Here is a 23,927-nt window from a genome sequence, read left to right as displayed (position 1 = left end):
GAAGGGTGGACGGATGTTCCGTCCATGCGTTCAACCTGACTGGAGGCCGACATGAAACAGCTGGAACGCGGCGAGCGCCTGCCCCTGGCGCAATCGGCTCCCGACGGCGTCCTGCAGGCCGGCCTGTCGGCGCAGGGCCTGGCGCTGGACTTCGCCTGCTTCGCGCTCGACGCCGGCGGCAAGCTGGCCGACGAGCGCTACATGACCTTCTTCAACCAGCCGGCGACGCCCTGCGGCGGCGTGGCGCAAGCCAGGGTCGGCCCTGATGCCGCGGGTTTCAGCTTCCGGCTCGCCAGCCTGCCGGCCTGGATCGAACGGCTCAGCATCGTGGCCAGCACCGACGGCGGCGCGCCCCTGTCGCAACTGCAGGCGGGCAGCCTGCGCCTCGTCGGCCCACAGGGCGAATTCGCGCGCTTCGACTTCGGCGGCAGCGACTTCGTCGGCGAGAAGGCGGGCATGCTGGGCGAACTGTATCGCAAGGATGGCGGCTGGCGTTTCATGGCCGTCGGCCAGGGCTTCAACGGCGGGCTGGACGCGCTGGTGCGACATTTCGGCGGCGCGGTCGCGGATGCGCCACCGTCGCCAACGCCGCCACCGGCCACGCCGCGCGCCGCCGCGGTCGACCTGGAAAAGCGCGTCGCGCAATCCGCGCCGCAGCTGGTCAGCCTGGTCAAGTCGGCGACGGTGTCGCTCGAAAAGGCCGGCCTGGCGCAGCACCGGGCAAAGGCCTGCCTGGTGCTGGACATCTCGGGGTCGATGAGCGCCCTGTACCGCAAGGGCCTGGTGCAGCAGTTCGCCGAGCGCATCCTGGCGCTGGGCTGCCGCTTCGACGACGACGGCGAGATCGACGTCTTCCTGTTCGGCCGCAACGTGCACCGCGGCGCCCCGATGGGCCTCTCGAACTGGTCCAACTACATCGAGCGCATCATCGACAAGCATCCGCTCGAGGGCGATACCCGCTACGGCGCCGCCCTCGAGGCGGTGCGCCGGCATTACTTCCCGGATGGCGGGGGCGGCGAGCGCAAGGCGCCGGTCAAGGCCGAGGTGCCGGTGTACGTGATGTTCGTGACCGATGGCTCGACCTCGGACAAGCCGCTGACCGAGCGCCAGCTGCGCTGGGCCAGCCGCGAACCGATCTTCTGGCAGTTCATGGGCATCGGCAAGGGCCGCAAGTCGAAAGCCAGGGCCCTGGCCAACTTCGCCGACTCGGATTTTCCGTTCCTGGAAAAGCTGGACGAACTCGATGGCCGCCTGATCGACAACGCCGACTTCTTCTCGGTCGCTTCGCCCGACGAGCATTCCGACGGCGCGCTCTACGATCTCCTGATGAACGAATACCCGCAATGGGTAAGGGAGGCGCGCCAGCGCGGCCTGATCGTTTGACGGTCGAAGCGAAGAAGGGCAAATACGGGGTAAATACCGCTCTTCTCATCGCTTTGAACCCATCCGGCAACCGTTATTCTCTCTGCAATATCAGGGCGTTCAAGACCTGATCAATACAACAACAGGGAGAGTGCCGTGTTCGAAGGATTCATCCAGCTCAGTCCCATGGGCGTCGCGCTGACCATGGCGGGGTCGTACATCATGACCGTCTTCGCCAGCGAGCTGTATCTGCACCGCTCGCGCAGCCACCGCGCCGTGACCTTCCATCCGCTCCTGTGCCAGCTGTTCCGCATGTGGATCTGGCTGACCACCTACGGCGTCACCGCCAAGACCTGGGTCGCGGTGCACCGCAAGCACCACGCCAAGTGCGATACCGAGGAAGATCCGCACAGCCCGCGCATCCACGGCCTGTGGACCATCCTGGGCAAGGGCACCCTCCTGTACCGCAAGGCGGCGCGCGACGCCGACCTGGTGAAAGCCTATGGCATCGGCATCAAGGAAGACTGGATGGACGAGCACCTGTATACCCGGCACCGCTTCCGTGGCGCGCTGTTCTTCCTGGCGGTCGAATTGCTGGTGTTCGGCCCGGCGCACGGTGTCCTGATCTGGCTGTTCCAGCTGTCGATCCTGCCGTTCTGGGCATCGGGCTTCATCAACGGCATCTTCCACGTGGTCGGCTACCGCAATTTCGAGACCAAGGAAGATTCGCGCAACTTCTTCCCGATCGGGATCGTCTTCGGCGGCGCCGAGCTGCACAACAACCACCACGCCAACCCGGCGTCGGCCAAGTTGTCGATGAAGTGGTGGGAATTCGACTCGGGCTACCTGGTGCTGCGCGTGCTGGCCTTCCTGCGCCTGGCGAAGATCAACCACGTCGACCGCCTGCCGGCCTGCGACGCGCCGCGCATGCGGCGCCACGCGGCGGGCGCCGCCGGCCAGTAAGCCTGGCCAGTAAGCCTGGCCGGTCAGCTCCCCGCGAGTGGCGCCGCGATCGTTGCGGGGCGCGCCTCGCGTAGTTTCCGTCCCAGTCGGCGCCAGCCGATCACCACCCCCGTCACGCTGAGCAGGGTCCCGCCCAGGCTCAGCGCGATCAGCACCAGGTCCCACAACGGACGCCGCTCGAGCAGCGGCAGCCAATCCCAGGAATGCAGCATCGCGAACAGCCAGCGGCTGGTGCGCTTGCCGCTGTCCAGGCGGCCCAGCACCGCGCCGGTGCGCGGGTCGAGGTGGACCCAGGTGGCATGCGGATCGTCGAACACGATGCGCAGGATCGGCAGCGGTTTCGCGCCACCGCCCGTCATCGTGTGCGCATCGCGCGCATAGTAATAGAGGTCGTAGTCGCGCAACTGCTCGACCCGCGTCACCGGCGCCGGCAGCAGGCGGGATGCGGCGCCGCGCAGCGCTTGCGCATCGAGGACGACCGGATGCCCGTCACGGTTGTCGATCACCCTGGGCGCACCGGCAGCCGCCTGGGCCAGCACCCGGTTCTCTCCCATCACCCGCGTCCAGCGCAGCTCGCGCACATTGCCGTTCGACGCCGCTAGCAGCGCCTGCGGCGCGGCGTCGGCGTCGGTCAGCACCAGCGGTCCCCCCTGCAGCGCCTCCATGCGCAGCGGCGGCGCGCCGGTGTCGAAGATGCGCCATGGGTTCATCGACATCAGGCCGCTGAAGATCCAGGTGATCGTCACCAGCGCGAACAGCAGGCCGGTGACGTGGTGCCAGCGCATCATGGCTTGCGGATAGGGCGTGCGCGCGCCGCTGCGGTAGGGCTTGCGGAAGCGCCAGCGCATGATGCCGACCGCCGTTCCGGTGAGCGCCATCGCGATGCCCAGGATGGACAGCCAGTTGACGATGTCGGTCCAGTAAGGCTCGAAGGCATTGCCGCGGAAGGGATACAGCCAGTGGATCCAGGCGCCCGCATAGTTCCACAGCCGCTCGCTGCGGGTCGCGTCTCGCACCACCTCGCCGCTGCGGCCCGAGATGTAGAGCAGGGTGCGTTCGGCGTCGCCCAGTTCCACCTTGTGCAGCGGACGATGCGGATCGAGCGCGCGCGAGTGGGTGAACGCATCTTCGTCGATCGTGCCCAGGTAGTCGCATTTCACGCCCGGGGCTGCCATCGAAGCCGCGAAGGCGGCGGCGCTGGTCATGGCATGCGCCTCGTCCACCGCCCGCAGGCGCTGTCCGCTCACCGCATCGATCACGACCGCGCCGCTGCCCCTGGGCGGGCTCTTGTGGCCAGCCGGGACATCGCCGCGCGCGGGCGTCGCGACATAGACCGGCCGCCCGCCGCTGGACGCGGCCAGGCGCAGCTCGTCCAGCGGTCCGGCCACGCCGGCCGCCGCCAGCGCCCGGGCCGGTGCCAGCAGGCGCGCGTCCGCCTGCAATCGTGGCAGGTGGGCCAGGCGCTCTTCCTCGGTCAGCTTGGGATAGCCGACGTACATCATGACGATGCCCGAGACGAACCACATCGCGAACAGCAGGCAGATGCCGATGCCCAGCCAGCGATGGACCAGGAACAGCCAGCGTTTCAATCGCGCTCCCATCGTGTCCTCCCGTCAGAAGGCCATGCGCAGCGACACGTCGGCCGTGCGCGGCGCGCCGAGATAGGCCATCGTGCCGGTGACGTTGGCCGCATACAGCCGGTCGGTGAGGTTGCGCACGCGCGCGTCCAGCGCCAGCCTGCGGTCGATGCGCCAGGAGAGGCCCAGGTCGACGAAGGTATAGGATGGCCAGTACAGGGTATTGGCGGCATCGGCAACCACCTTGCCGACCCGGCGCGCGCCGAGGTGGGCCTGCACGGAAGGGGTGACGGCATACGAGAACCAGACATTGGCCACCGTCTTCGGCGTATTGGTCGGCGTTTTGCCAGCCAGCGATACACCGCCCTGGTTGTAGTGCTCGTACTGGGCATCGGCATGGGTGAAGTTGCCCTGCACGGCCAGGCGTTTCGTCGGCTGCAGGCCCAGCGCCAGCTCGACGCCCTGCGACGATTGCTCGCCGACCAGGATCGTCAGGTTGCTGTTGACCGGGTCCTGGGTCGCGATGTTCTTGCGCGTGATGTGGTACGCGGCCAGGGTCGCCGAGCCCTTGCCCTGCCAGAAATCGAGCTTGGCGCCCACCTCCGCCTGGCGGCCGGTGGTCAGTTCGCTGTTGTTCTTCACGTCGGCGAACGAGGCGGTCGACAGCACCCCCGACGGTGGGTCGGCGGCCGTCGCATACTGGGCGTAGAGGTTCATGCCGGGCGTGACGTCCCACACCAGGCCCAGGCGTCCGGTGGTCGGGTTGTAGCTGCGCGAGAAGCTGGCCGGCGTGGCGGGAGTGACCTCGCGCCGGTTGACCAGGTCGAGTTCGATGCGCTCGTGGCGCAGCGCGGTGACCAGGTTCAGGGTCGGCAGCAGCGCGGTGCGGTTCTCGAGGTACAGCGCCGTGGTCCTGACCTCGTTGTCGCGGTCGGGGCGATAGACCGGCGTCATGCCCGGCACGTCGAAGAAGCGCTCGGTGACGACATCGTAGGGATCGACGCTGCTCACCGTGGCCGCTTGGCTGTTCGGATAGCGGGTCTGGCGGTTGATGCTGAAGTCCAGCCCCAACGCCCAGTCGCTGCGGCGCTGTCCGATGCGGCCGCGGTAGACGCCGTCGATGCGGTCGCCCACAAGGGTCTGGTCGTGGCGCTGGAGCAGGGCGGCCGAGCGGATGACCTGCGTGTTCGATGGATTGAAGCGGTAGTTCTCGACGTTGCGGTAGTCGCGCAGCGCGTCGTAGACATAGAAGGTATTGGTCAGCTGCAGGGCGTCGCTGACCTTCCAGGCGCCGATCGAGCGCAGCCACTGCACGCGCTGGTCGTAGACGCCATCGCTGCTGTTGTAGTTCTTGAAGCGGGTGGCCTCGTCGACGCGCAGTTCGCCTTTGATCGGATTGAGCAGCGGCGTGCCCCAATACGGCCGGTCGACGTCTTCCTGCTGGAATTCATAGGCCAGCGTATGCGTGAAGCCGCGTCCCAAGTCGGAACGCAGCGAGGCCGCCAGCTGGGTCGCGCGGCGGTCGACGCCGTCGACCCAGCTGCCGCTGTCGCGGTGATTGACGTCGATGCGCGCGTAGTGGCCGTCGCCAACCCGGCGGTTCAGGCCGACCGAGGCTTCCATCAGCTCGTCGGCGCCCAGGCGCAGACGGCCTTCGGCGAACTCGCGCGTTTCGGCCAGCTTGGTGAGATAGTTGATCGAGCCGCCGACGGCGCCGGAACCGAACAGGAAGCTCGACGGTCCGCCAATGGCCTCGACGCGGTCGACGATCCAGCTGTCGACCGGCCGCGCGGCGATCGAATACTGCACGTTGATGCCGTTGAACAGCTGGCTGACCGAGCCGCTGCCGAAGCCGCGGTAGCTGACGCCGATATTGCCGGGAGCATCGTGAGCGGTGACGCCGGGGATGGCGCGCAGGATCTCCTGCGTGTCCTGGGCGCCGCGCACCTCGATCAGGGAGCGGTCGACCACGGTGACGCTGGCCGGCGTCTCGCGCGGGCTCAGCCCAAGGCGGCTGCCGGTGTCGCTCGGGGTGTCGAGCCTGAGCAGGCCGTTGGCGCGTGGCGCGTCGGCCGTGACTTCGACGGTGGGTATATGTTGGAACTGGTCCTCGGCCTGGGCCTGCCAGGCGGCCATGGCGCAGCCGATGGCGAGCGCCAGCCGCTGCGGCTGGACGTGTAAACGTGTCTTCATTGCGTATCCTGTTCGCGCAAGGCCGCATCCTCGCGGCGTCGCGCATGGTCTGCCCGCGGCGCATGGAATGCGTCGCGGGTCATGGGGAGGGGCGAATCAGGAAAGCGAAGACGGCGGCCCGCGCGACTGCGTCGGCGTCCAGGCGTGCAGCGGGCGCGGCGCGCGGTAGAACAGGGGAGGGTAGGGATCGCGTTCGCGGTCGAGGGCCAGCACGGGGACGCTCTGCAGCGGCGGAGCCAGTTGCGGGAGCTGGTGCGAGCAGCACAGCTCGCAGTGCGACATGTCCGGCACCGCCGGCGTTTCGCTCTGCGCGGTGTCGTCGATCACCATCATGTGGCGGGTGCCGCTGGCGCTGCAGATCTCGGCCATCCAGGCTGCCGCCGGTTGCTGGGTGGCCTGGGCCACGGCCTGGGAAATCGCAGGCATGAACAGGCCGAACAGGAACGCCAGGAGGACGGTCCAGCCATACAGCGTTCGGGTTGTTCGGAGCCTGTGCATGTGAAAATTATAGTCCTGCTGGTGCGGCGGCGCGCGTGGGTGGGCAATTTGTCCTGCTGGGCCAATCCTGCTACCATTGCCCGTCATTTCCCAAGGAGCGCGTGTAATACCTCATCGATGCCATGTTATTTCGGTCTTCCCAGCCAGGCTGTGGAAGTGTCCAGGCATCCTTGGAGTCTTGCACATGACGCACACCATTCTAGCGCTCGACGGCGTTTCCCTGTATCTGCCCGACGGCAGAGCCTTGTTTTCAAACCTCCATCACCAGTTCGACCTGCGCCGCACCGGCCTGGTGGGACGCAATGGCGTGGGCAAGTCGATGCTGGCGCGCCTGCTGGCCGGCGAGCTGGCGCCCACCACCGGCCTTTGCCTGCGCAGCGGGCGCGTGTCCTATCTGTCGCAACAGGCGGGAAGCGGCGGGGCGGATTCGGTGGCCGGGCTGGCCGGCATCGGGGCGATCACCGCCGCCCTGGCGCGCATCGAGGCCGGCAGCGTCGATCCACGCGATTTCGATGCGGTGGGCGAGCACTGGGACATCGCCGCCCGCCTGCGCCAGGCCTGCCAGGCGCATGGCCTGCCGCAGGTCGACCTCGACACGCCGGTGGCCGCGCTCAGCGGCGGCGATGCGATGCGGGTGGCGCTGATCGGCGCCACCCTGTTCGATCCGGATTTCCTGATCCTCGACGAGCCGAGCAACCACCTCGATGCGGCCAGCCGCCAGGCCTTGCTGCGCCAGCTGCAGGCCTGGCCGAAAGGTCTCCTGGTGATCAGCCACGACCGCGAACTGCTCAATGCCATGGAGCGCATCGTCGAGCTCTCAGGCGACGGCCTGCGCAGCTATGGTGGAAATTACGCGTTCTACGAGGACGCGCGCCGCCAGGAGCAGGAGGCGGCGCAGGGCGCGCTCGATCACGCGCGCCGGGAACTCAGCCGCATTGATGTGGCGCGGCGCGCGCAGCGCGAACGCCAGGACCGGCGCCAGGCGCGCGGCAACCGCGATGCGAAGGAAGCCAACCAGGCCGCCATCCTGCTTGGCCGCGGCAAGGACCGTAGCGAAGTCAGCGCCGGGCGCTTGCGCCAGCAGCACGATGCCGCCCGCACCGGACAGGTCGAACGCATGCGCGGTGCCGCGCAGCGGGTCGTGGGCGACGCCGCGGTGCGCATCCACGCTGCCGGCGTCGAAGGCGCGGCTGGGCGCCGTGTTGCGCAGCTCGAGGCGGTGATCCTGCCCTGGCTCGCGCCGCCTTTGGCCCGTGTCGACGTGATCCTGACGGGCCGCCAGCGGGTGGGCCTGGTCGGCCCGAACGGCAGCGGCAAGTCGACCTTGCTCAAGGTGCTGGCGGGTCGGCTCGATCCCGTCGCGGGCGAGCGCAGCCTGCCGGCGCACATCGCTTACCTGGACCAGCAGCTCGGCAGCCTCGATCCGAGGCGATCGACCCTTGACCAGCTGCTGGACGTGAACCGCAGCGCCGGGCAGGACATGCTGCGCACCTGGCTGGTCCAGCTGGGCCTGGACGCGCGCACCATCGCCCAACCGGCCGGCCTGCTGAGCGGCGGCGAGCGCCTGAAGGCGGCCCTGGCCTGCGCGCTGTATGCCGACACGCCGCCGGCGCTGCTGTTGCTGGATGAGCCGAGCAACCACCTCGACCTGGCGTCGCTGGCGGCGCTGGAGGCGATGCTGGGCGGCTACCGCGGCGCGCTGGTGGTGGTGTCGCACGACAGCGTGTTCCTGGAGCGCATCGGGCTGACCCACCGCCTGGCGGCGCTCGACACCGGCTGGCGACTGCAGGAATGCTGAATCGGCCGCGATTGCTATAATCGTGGGCTGGCCCACCACCTGAAGAACACCATGTTGCGCACCCTTGTGATTTCCCCGAACTGGATCGGCGACGCCGTGATGGCCCAGCCGCTGCTGCGCCGGCTCAAGGAGCTCGTGCCGGGGCGGCCGATCGACGTGCTGGCCCCGACCTGGGTGGCGCCGGTGTGGCGCGCGATGGCGGAAGTCGACACCGTGATCGAGTCGCCGTTCAAGCACGGTGCGCTGCAGTGGAAAGAGCGCAAGGCCTTCGCGAAGATGCTCAGGGCGCGCGGCTATGCCGATTCCTATGTGCTCCCGAACACCCTGAAGTTCGCGCTCATCCCGTGGCTGGCCGGGATCCCCAGGCGGGTCGGCTACAAGGGCGAGATGCGCTATGGGCTGGTCAACGTGATGCACCACGACGACAAGGCGGCGCCGCGCCCGATGGCCCAGTTCTACCAGGCGCTGGCCGACGCCCCGGTGCGTCGCTTGCCGCGGCCGGAACGCTTGCCGGAACCGGTCATGAAGGTCGCCGCGGGCGAAGCCGAGGCCGCGATCGCGCGCCTCCAGTTGCCGGCGGGCGTGCATGTCGCCTTCGCGCCGGGCGCCGAATTCGGTCCGGCCAAGCGCTGGCCATCGACCTATTTCGCCGAGCTGGCCCGGACCATCCTGGCCAATCGCCCGGATGCGCAAATCCTGCTGCTCGGCTCTCCCAAGGACCGCGCGGTGTGCGACGAGATCACGGCCATCGTGCCGCAGGCGCACAACCTGGCCGGCTCGACGTCGCTGTCCGAGGCGATCGCGCTGATCTCGCGCGCCGCCGCGGTGGTCACCAACGATTCGGGGCTGATGCACATCGGCGCCGCCCTGGGGCGGCCGGTGGTGGCGATCTATGGCCCCACCGACCCGCGCCACACGCCGCCGCTGTCGCAACTGGCGCAGATCCTGTGGCTGCACATCGAATGCTCGCCGTGCCAGCAGCGCGAATGCCCGCTGGGGCACCAGAACTGCATGAAGCAGATTCTGCCGGCCGACGTGTGGCAGCCCTTGCAACCCATGCTTGCCGGCGCCTGAGGGCGCGGGCCAATTTGAAGAGGACCTTATCATGATTCTGGTTACCGGCGCAGCAGGCTTCATCGGCGCGAACCTCGTGCACGCGCTGTCGCAGCGCGAGCCGTTCAGCGTCTTCGCCGTCGACAATATGTCGCGTCCCGAGAAGTTCCACAACATCGTCGACGCCGAGATCGCCGACTATGCCGATAAAGAAGACTTTCTGGTGCGCCTGAAGGCGGGCGAATTCGACAACAAGTTCACCGCCGTGCTGCACCAGGGCGCCTGCTCCAACACGATGGAGACCGACGGCCGCTACATGATGAAGAACAACTACGACTACACGGTCGCCCTGTTCGAATTCTGCCAGCGCCAGGGCATTCCCTTCATCTATGCCTCGTCGGCCGCCGTCTACGGCGCCGGCACCGTGTTCCGCGAAGAGCGCCCGCTGGAACGTCCGCTCAACGTCTATGGCTACTCGAAATTCCTGTTCGACCAGTACCTGCGCCGCTACTGGCAGGCCAAGGGCCAGGACGCCGGCAGCCAGGTGGTCGGCCTGCGCTATTTCAACGTCTACGGTCCGCTCGAAGGCCACAAGGGCACGATGGCATCGGTGCCGTTCCACCAGTACCACCAGTTCTTCAAGGACGGCAAGGTCAGGCTGTTCGGCGCCAACGAGGGTTATGAGGCCGGCGCCCAGATGCGCGACTTCATCTACGTCGAAGACGTGGTCAAGGTCAACCTGTTCTTCCTCGATAATCCGGACAAGCGCGGCATCTTCAACCTCGGCACCGGCCGCGCCCAGCCGTTCAATGACCTGGCGGTGGCCACCGTCAACGCCCTCGCCAATGAAGGCAAGCCGGCGCTGTCGCTGCAGCAGATCATCGACGGCGGCCTGCTCGAGTACCTGCCGTTCCCGGATAAATTGAAGGGCAAGTACCAGAGCTTCACCCAGGCCGACATCTCGGCGCTGCGCGCGGCCGGCTACGACGCACCGTTCACCGACGTGGCGACCGGGGTCGCGAAGTACATGGACTGGCTGCGCGCCCAGCCGGCGCGCTGAATTTTATACCGCGTTTACACCCTCCGCCGGCCTTTATACCCGGTTTTTACGGCTGAATCGCTAACCTGCTCGTGTTCCATGCGCTGTCCTCGCGACGCCGCATGGCTTCAACCACAACCACGAGCAGGAACACATGAAAGCATCGATTCACGCGCTGGCCGCCACCCTGGTGTTCGCCGGCACCGCCCACGCCCAGGTCACCGACACCCTCGAGGCCGCACCGGCGCCGGCGGCATCTTCTTCCATCGCCTGGAACGTCGCCGTCACCTCCGACTACCGCTACCGCGCCATCTCGCAGACGCGCCTGCGTCCGGCGCTGCAAGGCGGCGTCGACTACGTCCACGCGGACGGCTGGTATGCCGGCGCCTGGGCCTCGACCATCAAGTGGGTCGAGGACGCCGGCGGCGACGGCGAAGTGGAAATCGACGTCTACGGCGGCAAGCGCGGCGAACTGGCTGCCGGCGTGTCGTACGACCTTGGCGTGCTGCGCTATTTTTATCCCGACAATGGTTTGGGCCAGCTGCCTGGCTGGGTCAACGCCCACACCACCGAAGTCTACGCCCAGCTGGGCTATGGCCCGGCCTACCTCAAGTACTCGCATTCGACCACCAACCTGTTCGGCTTCGTCGACAGCGAGAACAGCGGCTACCTTGACGTTGGCGCCAATCTCGACGTCGGCAACGGCTTCACCCTGCAGCTGCATGCCGGCCGCCAGGAAGTGAAGAACAACCCGGCGTCCGACTACACCGACTGGAAGGTCGGCGTGAGCCGCTCGTTCGCGCTGGCCACGGTGAGCCTCGCCTATCTCGGCACCAATGCCGAGAAGTCAGCCTATACCTCTCCGGTCAACGGCAAGTTCACCGGCCGCGACGCCCTGCAGCTGACCGTCAGCCGCACCTTCTGACGCCTGCGTTTACATCGCGTTTACACGGCGCCGCCGTCTTTTTATCCCGTTTTTAGGGCGGCGCCGTTACGCTCGACCATACAACAACAACGCTGAAAGCGAACGTCCATGGATCTCATCTATATCGGCGCGCTCCTCATCTTCGTCCGCCTGACCTGCCTGCTGGTGGCCGGTTGCGCACAAGCGGGAGGCAAGCCATGAATCTCTCCTACGTGATCGGCGGCCTGGCCGCTTGCGCGCTGCTGGTCTACCTGCTGGTGGCCCTGTTCAAGCCGGAGGAATTCTGATGACCGCCGAATTCATCATGCTCCTCGCCGCCTTCCTGCTGGCGCTGCTCCTGCTCGCCTGGCCGCTGGGGCGCTTCATCGCGCGCGTCGCCGCCGATGGCCCAGTGCCCGGCCTCGGCTGGGCCGCCGGCATCGAGCGCGCGCTGTACCGCCTCGCCGGCCCGGCCGCCTCGGCCGCCCAAAACTGGAAAGCCTACGCGCTGGCGCTGATCGCCTTCAACACCGTCGGCGCGCTGTTCGTCTACGCGCTGCAGCGCCTCCAGGCCTGGCTGCCGCTCAACCCCGAAGGCATGGCCAACGTCAGCCCGGACTCGAGCTTGAACACCGCCATCAGCTTCGTCGCCAACACCAACTGGCAGGGCTATAGCGGCGAGCAGACCATGAGCATCCTGACCCAGATGCTGGGCCTGGCCGGCCAGAACTTCTTCTCGGCCGCCACCGGCATGGCCGTCGTGTTCGCGCTGATCCGCGGCTTCGCTGCGAGATCAAGCGCTTCGATCGGCAACTTCTGGGTCGACCTGACCCGTTCGACCCTGTACGTGCTGCTGCCGCTGTCGGTGATCCTGGCCGTGTTCCTGGCCGGGCAGGGCGTGGTGCAGAGCCTGTCGGCGCATGCCGAGGCGCGCCTGCTGGAGCCCGTTACCTACACCATGCCGGCCACGGACGGCGGCGCGCAGGTCGAGACACGCGTTGAGACCCAGGTCATCCCGATGGGCCCCGTCGCTTCGCAGGAAGCGATCAAGCTGCTGGGCACGAACGGCGGCGGCTACTTCAACGCCAACTCCGCGCACCCGTTCGAAAACCCGAATGCGCTGACCAACTTCGCACAGATGATCGCCATCCTCCTGATCCCGACCGCCTTGTGCTTCGCCTTCGGCCACATGGTCGGCGACATCCGCCAGGGCTGGGCGGTGCTGGGAACGATGACGCTGCTGTTCGTCATCGCGGCGGTGGCCGCCTTCGCCGCCGAGCAGCAGGCCAATCCGCTCCTGACCCCGCTGGGCGTCGACCAGGCGGCCAGCAGCCTGCAGGCGGGCGGCAATATGGAAGGCAAGGAAACCCGCTTCGGCATCGCCGCCTCGAGCCTGTTCGCGGTCATCACCACCGCCGCGTCGTGCGGCGCGGTCAACGCCATGCACGATTCCTTCATGCCGCTGGGCGGCATGGTGCCGATGGTGCTGATGCAGTTCGGCGAGGTGATCTTCGGCGGCGTCGGCTCGGGCCTGTACGGCATGCTGGTGTTCGCGATCCTGGCGGTGTTCATCGCCGGCCTGATGATCGGCCGCACGCCGGAGTACCTGGGCAAGAAGATCCAGGCCTACGAGATGAAGATGGCCGCGCTGGTCATCCTGGTCACGCCCTGCCTGGTCCTGCTGGGCACCGCATTGGCGGTGACAGCGGCATCGGGGGCCGCCGGCGTGGCCAATCCGGGCGCCCATGGCTTCTCCGAGATCCTGTATGCGCTCACGTCCGCCGCCAACAACAATGGCAGCGCGTTCGCCGGCCTGTCCGCCAACACGCCCTTCTATAACACGCTGCTGGGCGTGGCGATGTGGTTCGGCCGCTTCGCGGTGATCGTGCCGGTGCTGGCGATCGCCGGCTCGCTGGCCGGACGCCAGCGCCTGCCCGCCACTCCCGGCACCTTGCCTACCCATGGCCCCATGTTCGTCGGCATGCTGGCCGCCGTCGTCGTGCTGGTCGGTGTCCTCAACTACGTCCCGGCCCTGGCGCTGGGCCCGGTGGTCGAACACCTTCAGCTGTTTGGAGAATGATATGGAACAGATATCCCAAAACCCCGTCCAGGCGCCACGCGGCTCCTTGAGCCTGTTCGATTCCACGCTGGTCTGGCCGGCGATGATCGATTCGGTGCGCAAACTGCATCCGCGCACCCAGCTGCGCAGCCCCGTGATGTTCGTGGTCTACATCGGCAGTATCATCACGACCCTGCTCTGGTTCCAGGCGCTGGCCGGGCAGGGCAATGGGCAGGAGCAGGCGCCAGCCGGCTTCATCCTGGCCACCGCCGTCTGGCTGTGGTTCACGGTGCTGTTCGCGAACTTCGCCGAGGCGCTGGCCGAGGGGCGCAGCAAGGCGCAAGCCGCCTCGCTGCGCAGCCTGCGCCAGACCGTGACCGCCAAGCAGCTGTCCACCCCGAAGCACGGATCGCCCTGGCAGGCCTGCGCCTCCAGCGACCTGCGCAAGGGGATGTTCTTCCTGGTCGAGGCGGGCGACACGATCCCCGTGGACGGCGAAGTGGTCGATGGCGTGGCTTCGGTCGACGAGAGCGCGATCACCGGCGAATCGGCGCCCGTGATCCGCGAATCGGGCGGCGACTTCTGCGCCGTCACCGGCGGCACCCGCGTGCTGTCCGACTGGCTGGTGGTGCGCGTCTCGGCCAACCCGGGCGAGACTTTCCTCGACCGCATGATCGGCATGGTCGAAGGCGCGGCGCGCAAGAAGACGCCGAACGAGATCGCCCTGACGATCCTGCTGGTGGCCCTGACCATCGTGTTCCTGGTGGTGACCGTGACCCTGCTGCCGTTCTCGATCTTCGCGGTGAACGCCCAGGGCAGCGGCCAGGCGGTGACCATCACCGCGCTGGTGGCGCTGCTGGTGTGCCTGATCCCGACCACCATCGGCGGCCTGCTGTCGGCGATCGGCGTGGCCGGCATGAGCCGCATGTTGCAGGCCAACGTGATCGCGACCTCGGGCCGCGCGGTGGAAGCGGCCGGCGACGTCGACGTGCTCCTGCTCGACAAGACCGGCACCATCACCTTCGGCAACCGCCAGGCCGCCGCCTTCCTGCCGGCGCCGGGCGTGAGCGAGGAAGAACTGGCCGACGTGGCGCAACTGGCCTCGCTGGCGGACGAGACGCCGGAAGGCCGCAGCATCGTGGTGCTGGCCAAGAACCGCTTCAATATCCGCGAGCGCGCGATGGAAGCCATGGGCGCCGTGTTCGTGCCGTTCACGGCGCAGACCCGCATGAGCGGCGTCGATCTGGGGGAGCGTCACATTCGCAAGGGCGCCGCCTCGGCCATTCGTCGGCATATCGAGTCCATGGGCGCCGCCTGGCCGGGCGACGTCGAGCGCAGCGTCGACGAAGCCTCGCGCCGCGGCAGCACGCCGCTGGTGGTGGCCGACGGGACGCGCGTGATGGGCGTGGTCGAACTCAAGGACGTGGTCAAGGGCGGCATCCGCGAGCGCTTCGCCGAGCTGCGCCGCATGGGCGTCAAGACCGTGATGGTCACCGGCGATAATAAACTGACTGCAGCCGCGATTGCGGCCGAGGCGGGCGTCGACGACTTCATCGCCGAAGCCACGCCGGAAGAAAAACTGGCCCTGATCCGGCGCTACCAGGCCGAAGGCAAGCTGGTGGCGATGACCGGCGACGGCACCAACGACGCGCCGGCGCTGGCCCAGGCCGACGTCGCGGTGGCGATGAACTCGGGCACCCAGGCGGCGAAGGAGGCCGGCAATATGGTCGACCTGGATTCGAACCCGACCAAGCTGCTCGAGATCGTCGAGATCGGCAAGCAGATGCTGATGACGCGCGGCGCACTGACCACCTTCTCGATCTCGAACGACATCGCCAAGTATTTCGCGATCGTGCCGGCCATGTTCGTGGCCACCTATCCGAGCCTGGACGCGCTCAACGTCATGGACCTGGCCAGCCCGGCGTCCGCGATCATGTCGGCCGTGATCTTCAACGCCCTGATCATCGTGTTCCTGATTCCGCTGGCGCTGCGCGGCGTGCGCTACCGCGCGATCGGCGCGGCCGCGCTGCTGCGCCGGAACATGCTGGTGTACGGCCTGGGCGGCCTGCTGCTGCCGTTCGCCGGCATCAAGCTGATCGACCTGGCGCTCGCCGCCTTCAACCTGACGTAAGGAGTTGTCATGCAATCGATTCTTCGCCCCGCGCTGGTGCTGTTCGCGGCGCTTACCCTGGCCTGCGGCGTGCTGTATCCGCTCCTGGTCACCGGCGTGGCCCGGGCCGCGTTTCCGGCCCAGGCCAATGGCACCCTGGTCGAGATGGACGGCCAGGTGGTCGGCTCGCGCCTGATCGGCCAGTCGTTCAGCTCTCCCGGCTATTTCTGGGGCCGCCCCTCGGCCACCGCGCCGATGGCCAATAACGGTGGCGGCTCGGGCGGCTCGAACCAGGGGCCGCTCAATCCTGCCCTGCAGGAAGCCGTCAAGGGCCGCATCGCTGCGCTGCGCGCGCTCGATCCGGGCAACACGGCGCCGGTGCCGGTCGACCTGGTCACCAGCTCGGCCAGCGGCCTCGATCCCGAGATCAGCGTGGCCGCCGCGCGCTACCAGGCGGCGCGGGTGGCGCGTGCGCGCCAGCTGCCGGTGGAGCGGGTCGGGGCCCTGGTCGAAAAGCACAGCGAGCGGCCTTTCCTGGGCCTGTTGGGAGAGGCGCGCGTCAATGTGCTGGCCCTGAACATGGCCTTGGACGCCGAAAGCGGGCATACTCGCTGAACCATGCCGCACGACCAACAGCGACCCGATCCCGATGCCTTGCTCGCCCAGATGCGCGAGGACGAGCGGCGTGCCGCGCGCGGCCGCCTGCGCATCTATTTCGGCGCCTCGGCCGGCGTCGGCAAGACCTACGCCATGCTCCAGGAAGCGCGCAAGTTGCAGGCAGAAGGAAAAGCGCCGCTGGTCGGCGTGATCGAGACCCACGGCCGTGCGGAGACGGCGCGCCTGCTCGACGGCCTCGAGCTGCTGCCGCGGCGCCGCATCGACCACCGCGGCCGGCAGCTCGACGAGTTCGACCTCGACGCCGCGCTCGAACGCACGCCCGGCATCATCCTGGTCGACGAGCTGGCGCATTCCAACGCGCCCGGCTCGCGCCATCCCAAGCGCTGGCAGGACGTCGAGGAACTGCTGGACGCCGGCATCGACGTGCTCACCACGGTCAACGTCCAGCACCTCGAGAGCCTGAACGACGTGGTCGGTGGCATCGCCGGCATCCGCGTGATCGAGACGGTGCCGGACCGGGTGTTCGACGCTGCCCATGAGGTGATCATGGTCGACCTGCCGGCCGACGCGCTGCTGGCGCGCCTGAAGGAGGGCAAGGTCTATCAGCCGCAGCAGGCCGAGCGCGCGGCGGGCAATTTTTTCAGGAAGGGCAACCTGATCGCGCTGCGCGAGCTGGCGCTGCGCCGCACCGCCGACCGGGTCGAGGGCGACGTGCGCGCCTGGCGCGAGCAGCAGTCGATCGATGCCATCTGGAAGACCGGCGCCGGCTTGCTGGTGTGCGTCGGGCCGGGACCGCTTGCCGAGCATGTGGTCAGGAGCGGTGCGCGCATGGCGTCCCAGCTCGGCGCCGGTTGGCATGCGGTGTACGTCGAGACGCCGCGCCTGGCCCGGCTGCCGGACGCCGTGCGCGAGCGCGTCATGGACACGCTCGCGCTGGCGGACAGCCTGGGCGCCGCCACCGCCGTGCTGTCGGGAGACGACGTCGCCGCCGTCACGCTCGACTACGCGCGCGACCACAACCTGTCGCGCATCGCGCTGGGCCGTTCACGTTCACGCTGGCCCTGGCGCCGCCGCACCGCGCGCCGCCTGGCGCGCCAGGCGCCCGGCGTCGACCTGGTCGAGATCGGCCAGCCGGCGGTGGCGCCTCCGCCGGCCGCAGCCACGGGGCGTGCACCGTCGGAGCGGCAGCCGCTGTCCTCGCACGCCTGGGCCGGTGGCGCCAGCCTGCTGGCGGCGTTGCTTGCAGCGCCCCTGAGCGTCCGTTTCGATCTGGTCAACATCGCCATGCTGTTCCTGCTGGTGGTGCTGCTGGTGGCGATGCGCTTCGGCCGCGCGCCGTCGGTGACCGCGACCTGTGTCGGCGTGGCCTGCTTCGATTTCTTCTACGTGCCGCCGCGCTTCACCTTCGCGGTGTCGGATTTCCAGTACGTGGTCACGTTCGGCGTGATGCTCGCGGTCGGGCTGATCACCGGGCACCTGACGGCCGGCCTGCGCTTCCAGGCGCGCGCCGCCGGCGAGCGCGAACGGCGGGTGCGCGCGCTGTACGAGTTCGCGCGCGAACTGTCCGGCGTGCTGGCGGCCTCGCAGGTGTTCGAATCGAGCCGCGCCGTGATCCACAACGCCTTCGGCGCCCACGCCACCCTGCTGGTGCCGGATGCAGAAGGGCGGCTCGGCATGCCGCCGGCGGACGATGGCGGTCCCGCCGCGCCGCTGCCACCCGACGTCGATCCGGGCGTGGCGCAATGGGCCTTCGACCATGCGCAGCCGGCGGGCCTGGGCACCGACACCCTGCCGGCCAGCGCCTCGTTCTACCTGCCGCTGGTGGCGCCGATGCGCACCCGCGGCGTGCTGGCGATCGCGCCGGAAGGCGGGCGCTGGGTGCTGGCGCCCGAGCAGCGCCGCCAGCTCGACGCGCTGGCGGCGCTGGCCGCGATCGCGCTCGAGCGCGTGCACTACGTCGAGGTGGCCCAGGCGGCGCTGGTGAGCATGGCATCCGAACGCCTGCGCAATTCGCTGCTGGCGGCGCTGTCGCACGACCTGCGCACGCCGCTCACGGCGCTGGTCGGGCTGTCGGAGTCGCTGCTGCGCGGCGAGGCATTGCCGGAGGCGCCGCGCGCCCTTGCGCAGTCGCTGCACGACGAGGCGGTGCGCATGGGTACCCTGGTCGCCAACCTGCTCGACATGGCGCGCATCGAGAGCGGCGAAGTGCACCTCAATCTGGAATGGCAGGCGCTGGAAGAAGTCGTCGGCAGCGCGCTGCGCGCCTGCGGCGCGGCCTTGCGCAATCATGCGGTCACGGTGCGCCTGCAGCAGGATCTGCCGCTCGTGCGCTTCGATGCGGTGCTGATCGAGCGCGTGCTGTGCAACCTGGTCGAGAATGCCGCAAAATACACGCCAAGCGGCTCCCGCATCGAGATCGCGGCAAGCCGGCGCGGCGCCTGGATCGACGTCACCGTCTGCGACGACGGTCCGGGCCTGCGCCCGGGCAGCGAAGAAGCGATCTTCGAGAAGTTCACGCGCGGCGAACGCGAATCAGCCTTGCCGGGTGTGGGGCTGGGCCTGGCGATCTGCCGCGCGATCGTGGAGGCGCATGGCGGCGCGATCCGGGCCTGCGATTCGCCGCTGGGCGGCGCCGGTTTCGTGTTCTCGCTGCCGGCCGGCACGCCGCCTGCCTTTGACATGCTTTCGATGGAAAGAGACAATGACTGATGCCCCCTGCGCCTTGCTGGTCGAGGACGAACCGCACATCCGCCGCTTCGTGCGCGCCGCCCTCGAGCAAGAAGGCTGGCAGGTGCACGAGTCGGTGAGCATGGGGCGGGGCCTGATCGACGCCGGCACGCGCCGGCCCGACCTGGTGGTGCTGGACCTCGGCCTGCCCGATGGCGACGGCATCGACTTCATCCAGGACGTGCGCAAGTGGTCGACGGTGCCCATCATCGTTCTGTCGGCGCGGGTGGCAGAGGGCGAAAAGATCCGCGCGCTCGACGCCGGCGCCGACGACTATCTGACCAAGCCCTTCGGCACCGGCGAACTGCTGGCGCGCGTGCGCGCCACCTTGCGCCGCCAGCGCCAGGGCGGCGCCGGCGGCGACGGCGCAATCCATTTCGGCGACGTGACCGTCGACCCGCAGGCGCGCGCGGTCACCCGCAACGGAGAACATGTGCACCTGACGCCGACCGAGTACCGCCTGCTGTCGGTGCTGGCCGCCAATGCGGGCCGAGTGATGACCAATCCCCAACTGCTGCGCGCCGTATGGGGACCGGGGCATGCGGAAAGCGGCCACTACCTGCGCATCTATATGGGCCACCTGCGCCACAAGCTCGAAGCCGATCCGACCCAGCCGCGCCACCTGCTGACCGAAACCGGCGTCGGCTACCGGCTGTGGCTGGGGCAGTGAGCGCATGAAGCCTGCCCGGCGCTTCCTCCAAGCGTCATTGCAGGTGACCGACAGGATGGAGCGCTATTGGTTTAAGATGGTCTTTTTCACCACACCGTCACGGAACATCGATGCGTCTTCATCCCCTTGCCCTGGCCGCCAGCGCCGTCGTCCTCACCCTGTCACAGGCAGCGTATGCCCAGCAGCCGTCCGCCATCTCCGAAACCGCGCTGCGCGCGCACCTGTCGTTCCTGGCCGATGACCTGCTCGAAGGCCGCGGCACCGGCCAGCGCGGCGGCGACCTGACCGTGCGCTATCTCGAGACCCAGGCCGCCCTGATCGGGCTGAAGCAGATTCCCGGTGGCGGCTATCGCCAGAAGGTCGAGATCGAGGGCAGCAAGCTGGTCGAGGGGAGCGCCACCTTCACTGCCGGCGGCAAGACCATCAGGCCGGAACTCGGCAAGGGCATCGTGATGGGCACCAGGAGCGGCAAGGAGAACGTGGCCTTCGACGCGCCGCTGGTCTTCGTCGGCTATGGCGCCGCCGCGCCAGAGGAGAAATGGGACGACTACAAGGGCCTGGACGCCAAGGGCAAGATCCTGGTCATGATGGTCGACGATCCACAGCCCACCGCGGAAGAACCGAACCGCTTCGCCGGCAAGGCCTACACCTGGTACGGCCGCTGGATCTATAAATTCGAGGAAGCCGCGCGCCGCGGCGCCGCCGGCGTGCTCCTGATCCATACCACGCGGTCGGCCTCCTACCCGTGGAGCGTGCCGGCCAACGGCTTCGGCAACGAGCGCTTCAGCCTCAAGGGCAACGGCAATCAGATGGAAGGCTGGCTGCACGAAGACACCGCGCGCGAACTGTTCGCCGCCGGCGGCCACGACCTCGACGGGCTGCGCGCCCAGGCCGAGCGGCGCGATTTCCGCCCGGTCGACCTCAAGGTGGCTGCCAAGGTCGCGCTGCGCTCGACCATCCGCCCGGTGGAACAGTTCAACGTGGTCGGCATCGTGCCCGGCAGCGACCCGAAGCTGAAGGAACAGGCCGTGGTCTACTCCTCGCACTGGGATCACATGGGCATCGCCGAAGCGAAACCCGGCGACGACCCGAAGGCCGACCGCATCTACAACGGCGCGATCGACAACGCCTCGGGCACTGCCGCGTTGCTGGCGATGGCGGCCGAAGCCGTCAAGAAGCCGGCCAGGCGCACCCAGATCTTCCTGTGGCCGGCGGCCGAAGAGCAGGGCTTGCTGGGCGCCGCCGCCTATGTCGCCAAGCCGGTGTGGCCGCTGGCGCAGACCGCCGCCGACCTGAACCTGGACAGCCTGAACTTCGTGGGCCGCACCAGGGACATCGGCGTGGCCGGCGCCGAGCGCAGCTCGCTGTACGAAACCTCGCGGCAGGTGGCGAAATCGATGGGCCTCAAGATCGCGCCGGCCGTTCCCGACCTGTCGGGCGCCTACTTCCGCGCCGACCACTTCGCCTTCGCGAAGGCTGGCGTCCCGGCCTTCAACGTCGGTTCGGCCGTGTTCTCGGGCGACGGCCACTTCGAGTTCGAGCAGCACCAGCACGAGTCGAGCGCCAACATCAAGGGCTTCAAGGAACACTACCACCAGGTCAGCGACGAATACCGTTCGGAATGGGATCTGTCGGGCATGGTGCAGCAGGCCCAGTTCACGCTCAACCTCGGCTACGCCGTCGCCAACGCGCCGACCATGCCGACCTGGAAGAAGGGCGAAGCCTTCGGCAGCGTCAAGCGCTGATCTTGGCCGCCGCCAGGATCCGTTCCAGCTCGCCCATGTCGACCGGCTTCACCAGGTGATGGTCGAAGCCGGCGTTGCGGCTGGCCTCGCGGTCCTGGGCCTGGCCGTAGCCGGTGACAGCCACCAGCAGCGCCCCTGAGGTGGCCGGCAGCGCGCGCAGGCGGCGCGCCAGTTCGTGGCCGTCCATGCCGGGCAGGCCGATGTCGAGCAGGCAGGCGTCGGGCGCGAACGCCTCGGCGCGCGCCAGCGCCGCGAACGGGTCGTGCTCGACCGCGACTTCGTGGCCGGCGGCGCCGACGTACATCGCCAGCACCTGGGCCGCGTCGACGTTGTCGTCCACCACCATCACCTTCAGGGCGGGCGCCGACGTCGCCGTCGCCGCGTCGAACCCGGCGCCGGGCGCCCCCGTCCTGCGCTCGGCGCAGCGCGGCAGTGTCACCGTGAAGGTGCTGCCCTGGCCCTGGCCGGGACTCTGCACCGCCACGCTGCCGCTGTGCAGCTGGACCAGGCTGCGCACCAGCGCCAGCCCGATGCCCAGGCCGCCCTGGGTGCGGTCCGGCGTGCGCTCGCCCTGCACGAACATCTCGAAAGCGCGTTCCAGCTCGTCCGGCAGCATGCCGATGCCGTTGTCGGCCACCACGATGCGCACGGTCTTCTCGTCGAGTTCGAGCGCGACTTTCAGCTCGCCTGCCGCCTGCGTGAACTTGACCGCGTTGTGCAGCAGGTTGCCGACCACCTGCACCAGGCGCTTGCGGTCGCCCATCACCCAGGCCGGCGCCGGCAGCAGTTCCGTCTGCAGATGGTGGCGCTTCTGGCGCAGCGGTTCGCCCACCTGTTCCAGCGCTTCCCGCACCACTTCGTTGATGTCGATGCGGTCCTTGGACAGGGCCACCAGGCCGCGCGTCACGCGCGACACGTCCAGCAGGTCGTCGACCAGGCCCGCCATGTGACGCGCCTGGCGCGCGATGATGCCGCTGATCTGGCGCGTGCGCGCCGGATCGAGATTGTCCTGGCCCAGCAACTGGGCGCCGGAGGCGATCGGCGCCAGCGGGTTTCTCAGCTCGTGCGCCAGCATGGCCAGGAATTCGTTCTTGCGGCGGTCGGCCTCGCGCAATCCTTCCTCGGCGTTGACGCGGTCGGTGACGTCCTGGATGGTGCCGCGCACCGCCGTCACGCGGCCCTCGGCGTCGTGCACCGCTTCGCAGTGCATGTCGATCCAGATGCGGTGGCCTTCGCCGTGCAGCACCTGCAGCTGCAGGCGGCCGGTGCCGCCGTCGCGCGCCAGTTCGCGCAGCAGGGCGTCAACCTTTTCCCACGACTCCTCGGTCAGCAGGGTGCCGCGCTGCTGCGCATGGGGCAATAGCTCGCGCCCGTAGATATAAGGCACCGATTCGGAAGTCTCGACCGCGCCGGTAGCCAGCGTGAGGTGCCAGGTGCCGAAGCGCGCCATGCGATGCGCGTCGCGCAGCTCGGCTTCCTTGACCGCCAGCGCCTGGGCGCGCTGGCCCAGCAGGCGCGATGCGGCGCCGATCGCCTCGGCCACTTCGGCGGTCTCCCTGACGTAGGTCTGGTTGAAGCGCGGCGGATCTTCTCCCTTGCCCAGGGCCACCGCCGGCGCGGTGAGGCCCTGGACCGAACTGGCCAGCCGGCCGCCGATCTGCCAGGCCAGCCACAGGCCGATCGCGAACAGCAGGGTGACGCCGGTCAGGAGCGCCGCCAGCGGCTCGAACAGGGTCTGGTTCAGGTTCGCGCGCGGCACGCCGATCGCCACGTGCCAGCCGGTGGTGCGCGAGCGCGAATAGAAGGTCAGGAGGGTCGTGCCTTCCTGCGAAACCGAGGGCACGATCCCTTCGCGCGCATTTTGAAGGGCGCGGTACAGCGGATCGGTGACGCGCTTGCCGACGAACAGCTCGGGGCTGAGGTTGCGCGCGAAGATGATGCCGGCGGCGTCGATCACCGAGGCGCGCGCGCCGTCCGCCACCGCCTTCGGCGACAGCATGTCGTCGAAGTAGCCGGGCCGCACCCCGACGCTCAGCACGTAAGCGACGCGGCCGTCGACCAGCACCGGGACGTCGAGGCTGACCGTGGGACGCTTGAGCACCGCGCTGGTGAACACGTTCGAGACCGAGGGCTTGCCGCTGGCGAATACGGATTCCAGCTGCCGGGTGGGTTCGATCGGGAGGTTGGCACCGTAAGGGCGGCTGGTGTTGAAGATCTGCTGTCCGCTGCGGTCGCGCAGGACGGCGCTCATATCGCGGCCGGCCAGAAGCATGGCTTCGCGCGCCTGGCGGTGCGCGTGCGCGAAATCGGCGCTCTGCAGCGCGTCGAAGGTGGAGAGCGTCTGGGCGATCGCCTGCGCCTGCAGCAGCTTGCTGTCCACCGTGTGCACCAGCGCGCGCACCGTCTGCATGGTGTTGCGTTCGTACTGGGCGCGGCTCTTGCGGTATTGGTCGATAAACAATAGCGACGCGCCTACCATGCCCGGCAACAAGGTCGCCAGGACGAGCCAGAGCAGGTAGGCCCGCAGCGGCCTGCGGGTCATCGTGGAGGAGGCGCCAGTCACATTGCTTTCCGGAATGTTCGAACCGGCGATTCTACGCGCAATCGTCCC

17 protein-coding genes are annotated in these 23,927 nt (G+C 68.5%); 13 read left to right on the top strand and 4 right to left on the bottom strand.

Annotation, left to right across the window (positions count from 1 at the left end; all coding sequences use genetic code 11):
- Positions 1 to 51: 51 nt before the first annotated feature.
- Positions 52 to 1,383, top strand: a complete 1,332-nt coding sequence (locus DIR46_RS06970; protein ID WP_109344588.1) for a VWA domain-containing protein — start codon at positions 52 to 54, stop codon at positions 1,381 to 1,383.
- Positions 1,384 to 1,518: 135 nt separating this feature from the next.
- The gene (locus DIR46_RS06965) at positions 1,519 to 2,325 is read left to right on the top strand and encodes a fatty acid desaturase (RefSeq protein ID WP_109344587.1); all 807 of its coding nucleotides are present in this window, start codon (positions 1,519 to 1,521) and stop codon (positions 2,323 to 2,325) included.
- A gap of 23 nt (positions 2,326 to 2,348) precedes the next feature.
- Here DIR46_RS06965 and DIR46_RS06960 read toward each other — a convergent pair whose 3' ends face one another.
- The 3 genes from DIR46_RS06960 to DIR46_RS06950 form a co-directional block, all read right to left on the bottom strand.
- Entirely contained in the window at positions 2,349 to 3,926 is a 1,578-nt protein-coding gene (locus DIR46_RS06960) for a PepSY domain-containing protein (RefSeq protein ID WP_109344586.1), read from the bottom strand.
- 12 nt (positions 3,927 to 3,938) lie between these two features.
- Positions 3,939 to 6,095, bottom strand: coding sequence for a TonB-dependent receptor (locus DIR46_RS06955; RefSeq protein ID WP_109344585.1), 2,157 nt, complete (start codon positions 6,093 to 6,095; stop codon positions 3,939 to 3,941).
- Positions 6,096 to 6,191: 96 nt separating this feature from the next.
- On the bottom strand, positions 6,192 to 6,593 hold the full coding sequence (locus tag DIR46_RS06950; RefSeq protein WP_205289086.1) for a DUF2946 domain-containing protein: 402 nt from the start codon (positions 6,591 to 6,593) through the stop codon (positions 6,192 to 6,194).
- A 184-nt stretch (positions 6,594 to 6,777) separates the two neighbouring features.
- On the opposite strand from DIR46_RS06950, the gene DIR46_RS06945 reads away from it, so the two are divergent.
- The 11 genes from DIR46_RS06945 to DIR46_RS06895 all read left to right on the top strand — a co-directional run bounded on the left by DIR46_RS06945 (position 6,778) and on the right by DIR46_RS06895 (position 21,316).
- Positions 6,778 to 8,391 carry an ABC-F family ATP-binding cassette domain-containing protein gene (locus tag DIR46_RS06945; protein ID WP_109344583.1) on the top strand — a complete coding sequence of 538 codons (1,614 nt, stop codon included), beginning with the start codon at positions 6,778 to 6,780 and terminating at the stop codon, positions 8,389 to 8,391.
- A 51-nt stretch (positions 8,392 to 8,442) separates the two neighbouring features.
- Positions 8,443 to 9,465 (top strand): lipopolysaccharide heptosyltransferase II, encoded by a 1,023-nt coding sequence (waaF, locus tag DIR46_RS06940; protein ID WP_109344582.1) that lies wholly within the window; start codon positions 8,443 to 8,445, stop codon positions 9,463 to 9,465.
- A gap of 28 nt (positions 9,466 to 9,493) precedes the next feature.
- The gene (gene rfaD, locus DIR46_RS06935) at positions 9,494 to 10,504 is read left to right on the top strand and encodes an ADP-glyceromanno-heptose 6-epimerase (protein ID WP_109347935.1); all 1,011 of its coding nucleotides are present in this window, start codon (positions 9,494 to 9,496) and stop codon (positions 10,502 to 10,504) included.
- A 133-nt stretch (positions 10,505 to 10,637) separates the two neighbouring features.
- On the top strand, positions 10,638 to 11,408 hold the full coding sequence (locus DIR46_RS06930; protein ID WP_109344581.1) for a TorF family putative porin: 771 nt from the start codon (positions 10,638 to 10,640) through the stop codon (positions 11,406 to 11,408).
- A 197-nt stretch (positions 11,409 to 11,605) separates the two neighbouring features.
- The gene (gene kdpF / locus DIR46_RS06925; RefSeq protein ID WP_109344580.1) at positions 11,606 to 11,695 is read left to right on the top strand and encodes a K(+)-transporting ATPase subunit F; all 90 of its coding nucleotides are present in this window, start codon (positions 11,606 to 11,608) and stop codon (positions 11,693 to 11,695) included.
- Positions 11,695 to 13,467: a potassium-transporting ATPase subunit KdpA gene (kdpA, locus tag DIR46_RS06920; RefSeq protein ID WP_109344579.1), complete on the top strand. Its 1,773-nt coding sequence runs from the start codon at positions 11,695 to 11,697 to the stop codon at positions 13,465 to 13,467. Before kdpF ends, kdpA begins: the two co-directional genes overlap by 1 nt.
- 1 nt (position 13,468) lies before the next feature.
- Complete coding sequence (gene kdpB / locus DIR46_RS06915) at positions 13,469 to 15,577, top strand: potassium-transporting ATPase subunit KdpB (RefSeq protein WP_109344578.1); 2,109 nt, start codon at positions 13,469 to 13,471, stop codon at positions 15,575 to 15,577.
- 9 nt (positions 15,578 to 15,586) lie between these two features.
- The gene (gene kdpC, locus DIR46_RS06910) at positions 15,587 to 16,171 is read left to right on the top strand and encodes a potassium-transporting ATPase subunit KdpC (protein ID WP_109344577.1); all 585 of its coding nucleotides are present in this window, start codon (positions 15,587 to 15,589) and stop codon (positions 16,169 to 16,171) included.
- A 3-nt stretch (positions 16,172 to 16,174) separates the two neighbouring features.
- Positions 16,175 to 18,883 (top strand): DUF4118 domain-containing protein, encoded by a 2,709-nt coding sequence (locus DIR46_RS06905; protein ID WP_109344576.1) that lies wholly within the window; start codon positions 16,175 to 16,177, stop codon positions 18,881 to 18,883.
- Positions 18,876 to 19,571 (top strand): two-component system response regulator KdpE, encoded by a 696-nt coding sequence (gene kdpE / locus DIR46_RS06900; RefSeq protein ID WP_109344575.1) that lies wholly within the window; start codon positions 18,876 to 18,878, stop codon positions 19,569 to 19,571. Before DIR46_RS06905 ends, kdpE begins: the two co-directional genes overlap by 8 nt.
- Before the next feature lie 110 nt (positions 19,572 to 19,681).
- Positions 19,682 to 21,316 carry a M28 family peptidase gene (locus tag DIR46_RS06895; protein WP_109344574.1) on the top strand — a complete coding sequence of 545 codons (1,635 nt, stop codon included), beginning with the start codon at positions 19,682 to 19,684 and terminating at the stop codon, positions 21,314 to 21,316.
- Here DIR46_RS06895 and DIR46_RS06890 read toward each other — a convergent pair.
- Positions 21,306 to 23,879 carry a hybrid sensor histidine kinase/response regulator gene (locus DIR46_RS06890; protein WP_229446523.1) on the bottom strand — a complete coding sequence of 858 codons (2,574 nt, stop codon included), beginning with the start codon at positions 23,877 to 23,879 and terminating at the stop codon, positions 21,306 to 21,308. The genes DIR46_RS06895 and DIR46_RS06890 overlap by 11 nt on opposite strands.
- Positions 23,880 to 23,927: the final 48 nt, after the last annotated feature.

Source organism: Massilia oculi (assembly GCF_003143515.1).
Classification (GTDB): Bacteria; Pseudomonadota; Gammaproteobacteria; order Burkholderiales; family Burkholderiaceae_D; genus Telluria; species Telluria oculi.
Note: the sequence above shows the minus strand (reverse complement) of the source record. Positions and strands in the feature narration are given on the sequence as shown.

Bases quoted from the DNA above. Each gene is read 5' to 3' on its own strand.
- DIR46_RS06970 (WP_109344588.1), top strand. From the start codon at position 52: ATGAAACAGCTGGAACGCGGCGAGCGCCTGCCCCTGGCGCAATCGGCT.
- DIR46_RS06960 (WP_109344586.1), bottom strand. From the start codon at position 3,926: ATGGGAGCGCGATTGAAACGCTGGCTGTTCCTGGTCCATCGCTGGCTG.
- DIR46_RS06955 (WP_109344585.1), bottom strand. From the start codon at position 6,095: ATGAAGACACGTTTACACGTCCAGCCGCAGCGGCTGGCGCTCGCCATC.
- DIR46_RS06950 (WP_205289086.1), bottom strand. From the start codon at position 6,593: ATGCACAGGCTCCGAACAACCCGAACGCTGTATGGCTGGACCGTCCTC.
- DIR46_RS06945 (WP_109344583.1), top strand. From the start codon at position 6,778: ATGACGCACACCATTCTAGCGCTCGACGGCGTTTCCCTGTATCTGCCC.
- waaF (WP_109344582.1), top strand. From the start codon at position 8,443: ATGTTGCGCACCCTTGTGATTTCCCCGAACTGGATCGGCGACGCCGTG.
- DIR46_RS06930 (WP_109344581.1), top strand. From the start codon at position 10,638: ATGAAAGCATCGATTCACGCGCTGGCCGCCACCCTGGTGTTCGCCGGC.
- kdpF (WP_109344580.1), top strand. From the start codon at position 11,606: ATGAATCTCTCCTACGTGATCGGCGGCCTGGCCGCTTGCGCGCTGCTG.
- kdpA (WP_109344579.1), top strand. From the start codon at position 11,695: ATGACCGCCGAATTCATCATGCTCCTCGCCGCCTTCCTGCTGGCGCTG.
- kdpB (WP_109344578.1), top strand. From the start codon at position 13,469: ATGGAACAGATATCCCAAAACCCCGTCCAGGCGCCACGCGGCTCCTTG.
- kdpC (WP_109344577.1), top strand. From the start codon at position 15,587: ATGCAATCGATTCTTCGCCCCGCGCTGGTGCTGTTCGCGGCGCTTACC.
- DIR46_RS06905 (WP_109344576.1), top strand. From the start codon at position 16,175: ATGCCGCACGACCAACAGCGACCCGATCCCGATGCCTTGCTCGCCCAG.
- kdpE (WP_109344575.1), top strand. From the start codon at position 18,876: ATGACTGATGCCCCCTGCGCCTTGCTGGTCGAGGACGAACCGCACATC.
- DIR46_RS06895 (WP_109344574.1), top strand. From the start codon at position 19,682: ATGCGTCTTCATCCCCTTGCCCTGGCCGCCAGCGCCGTCGTCCTCACC.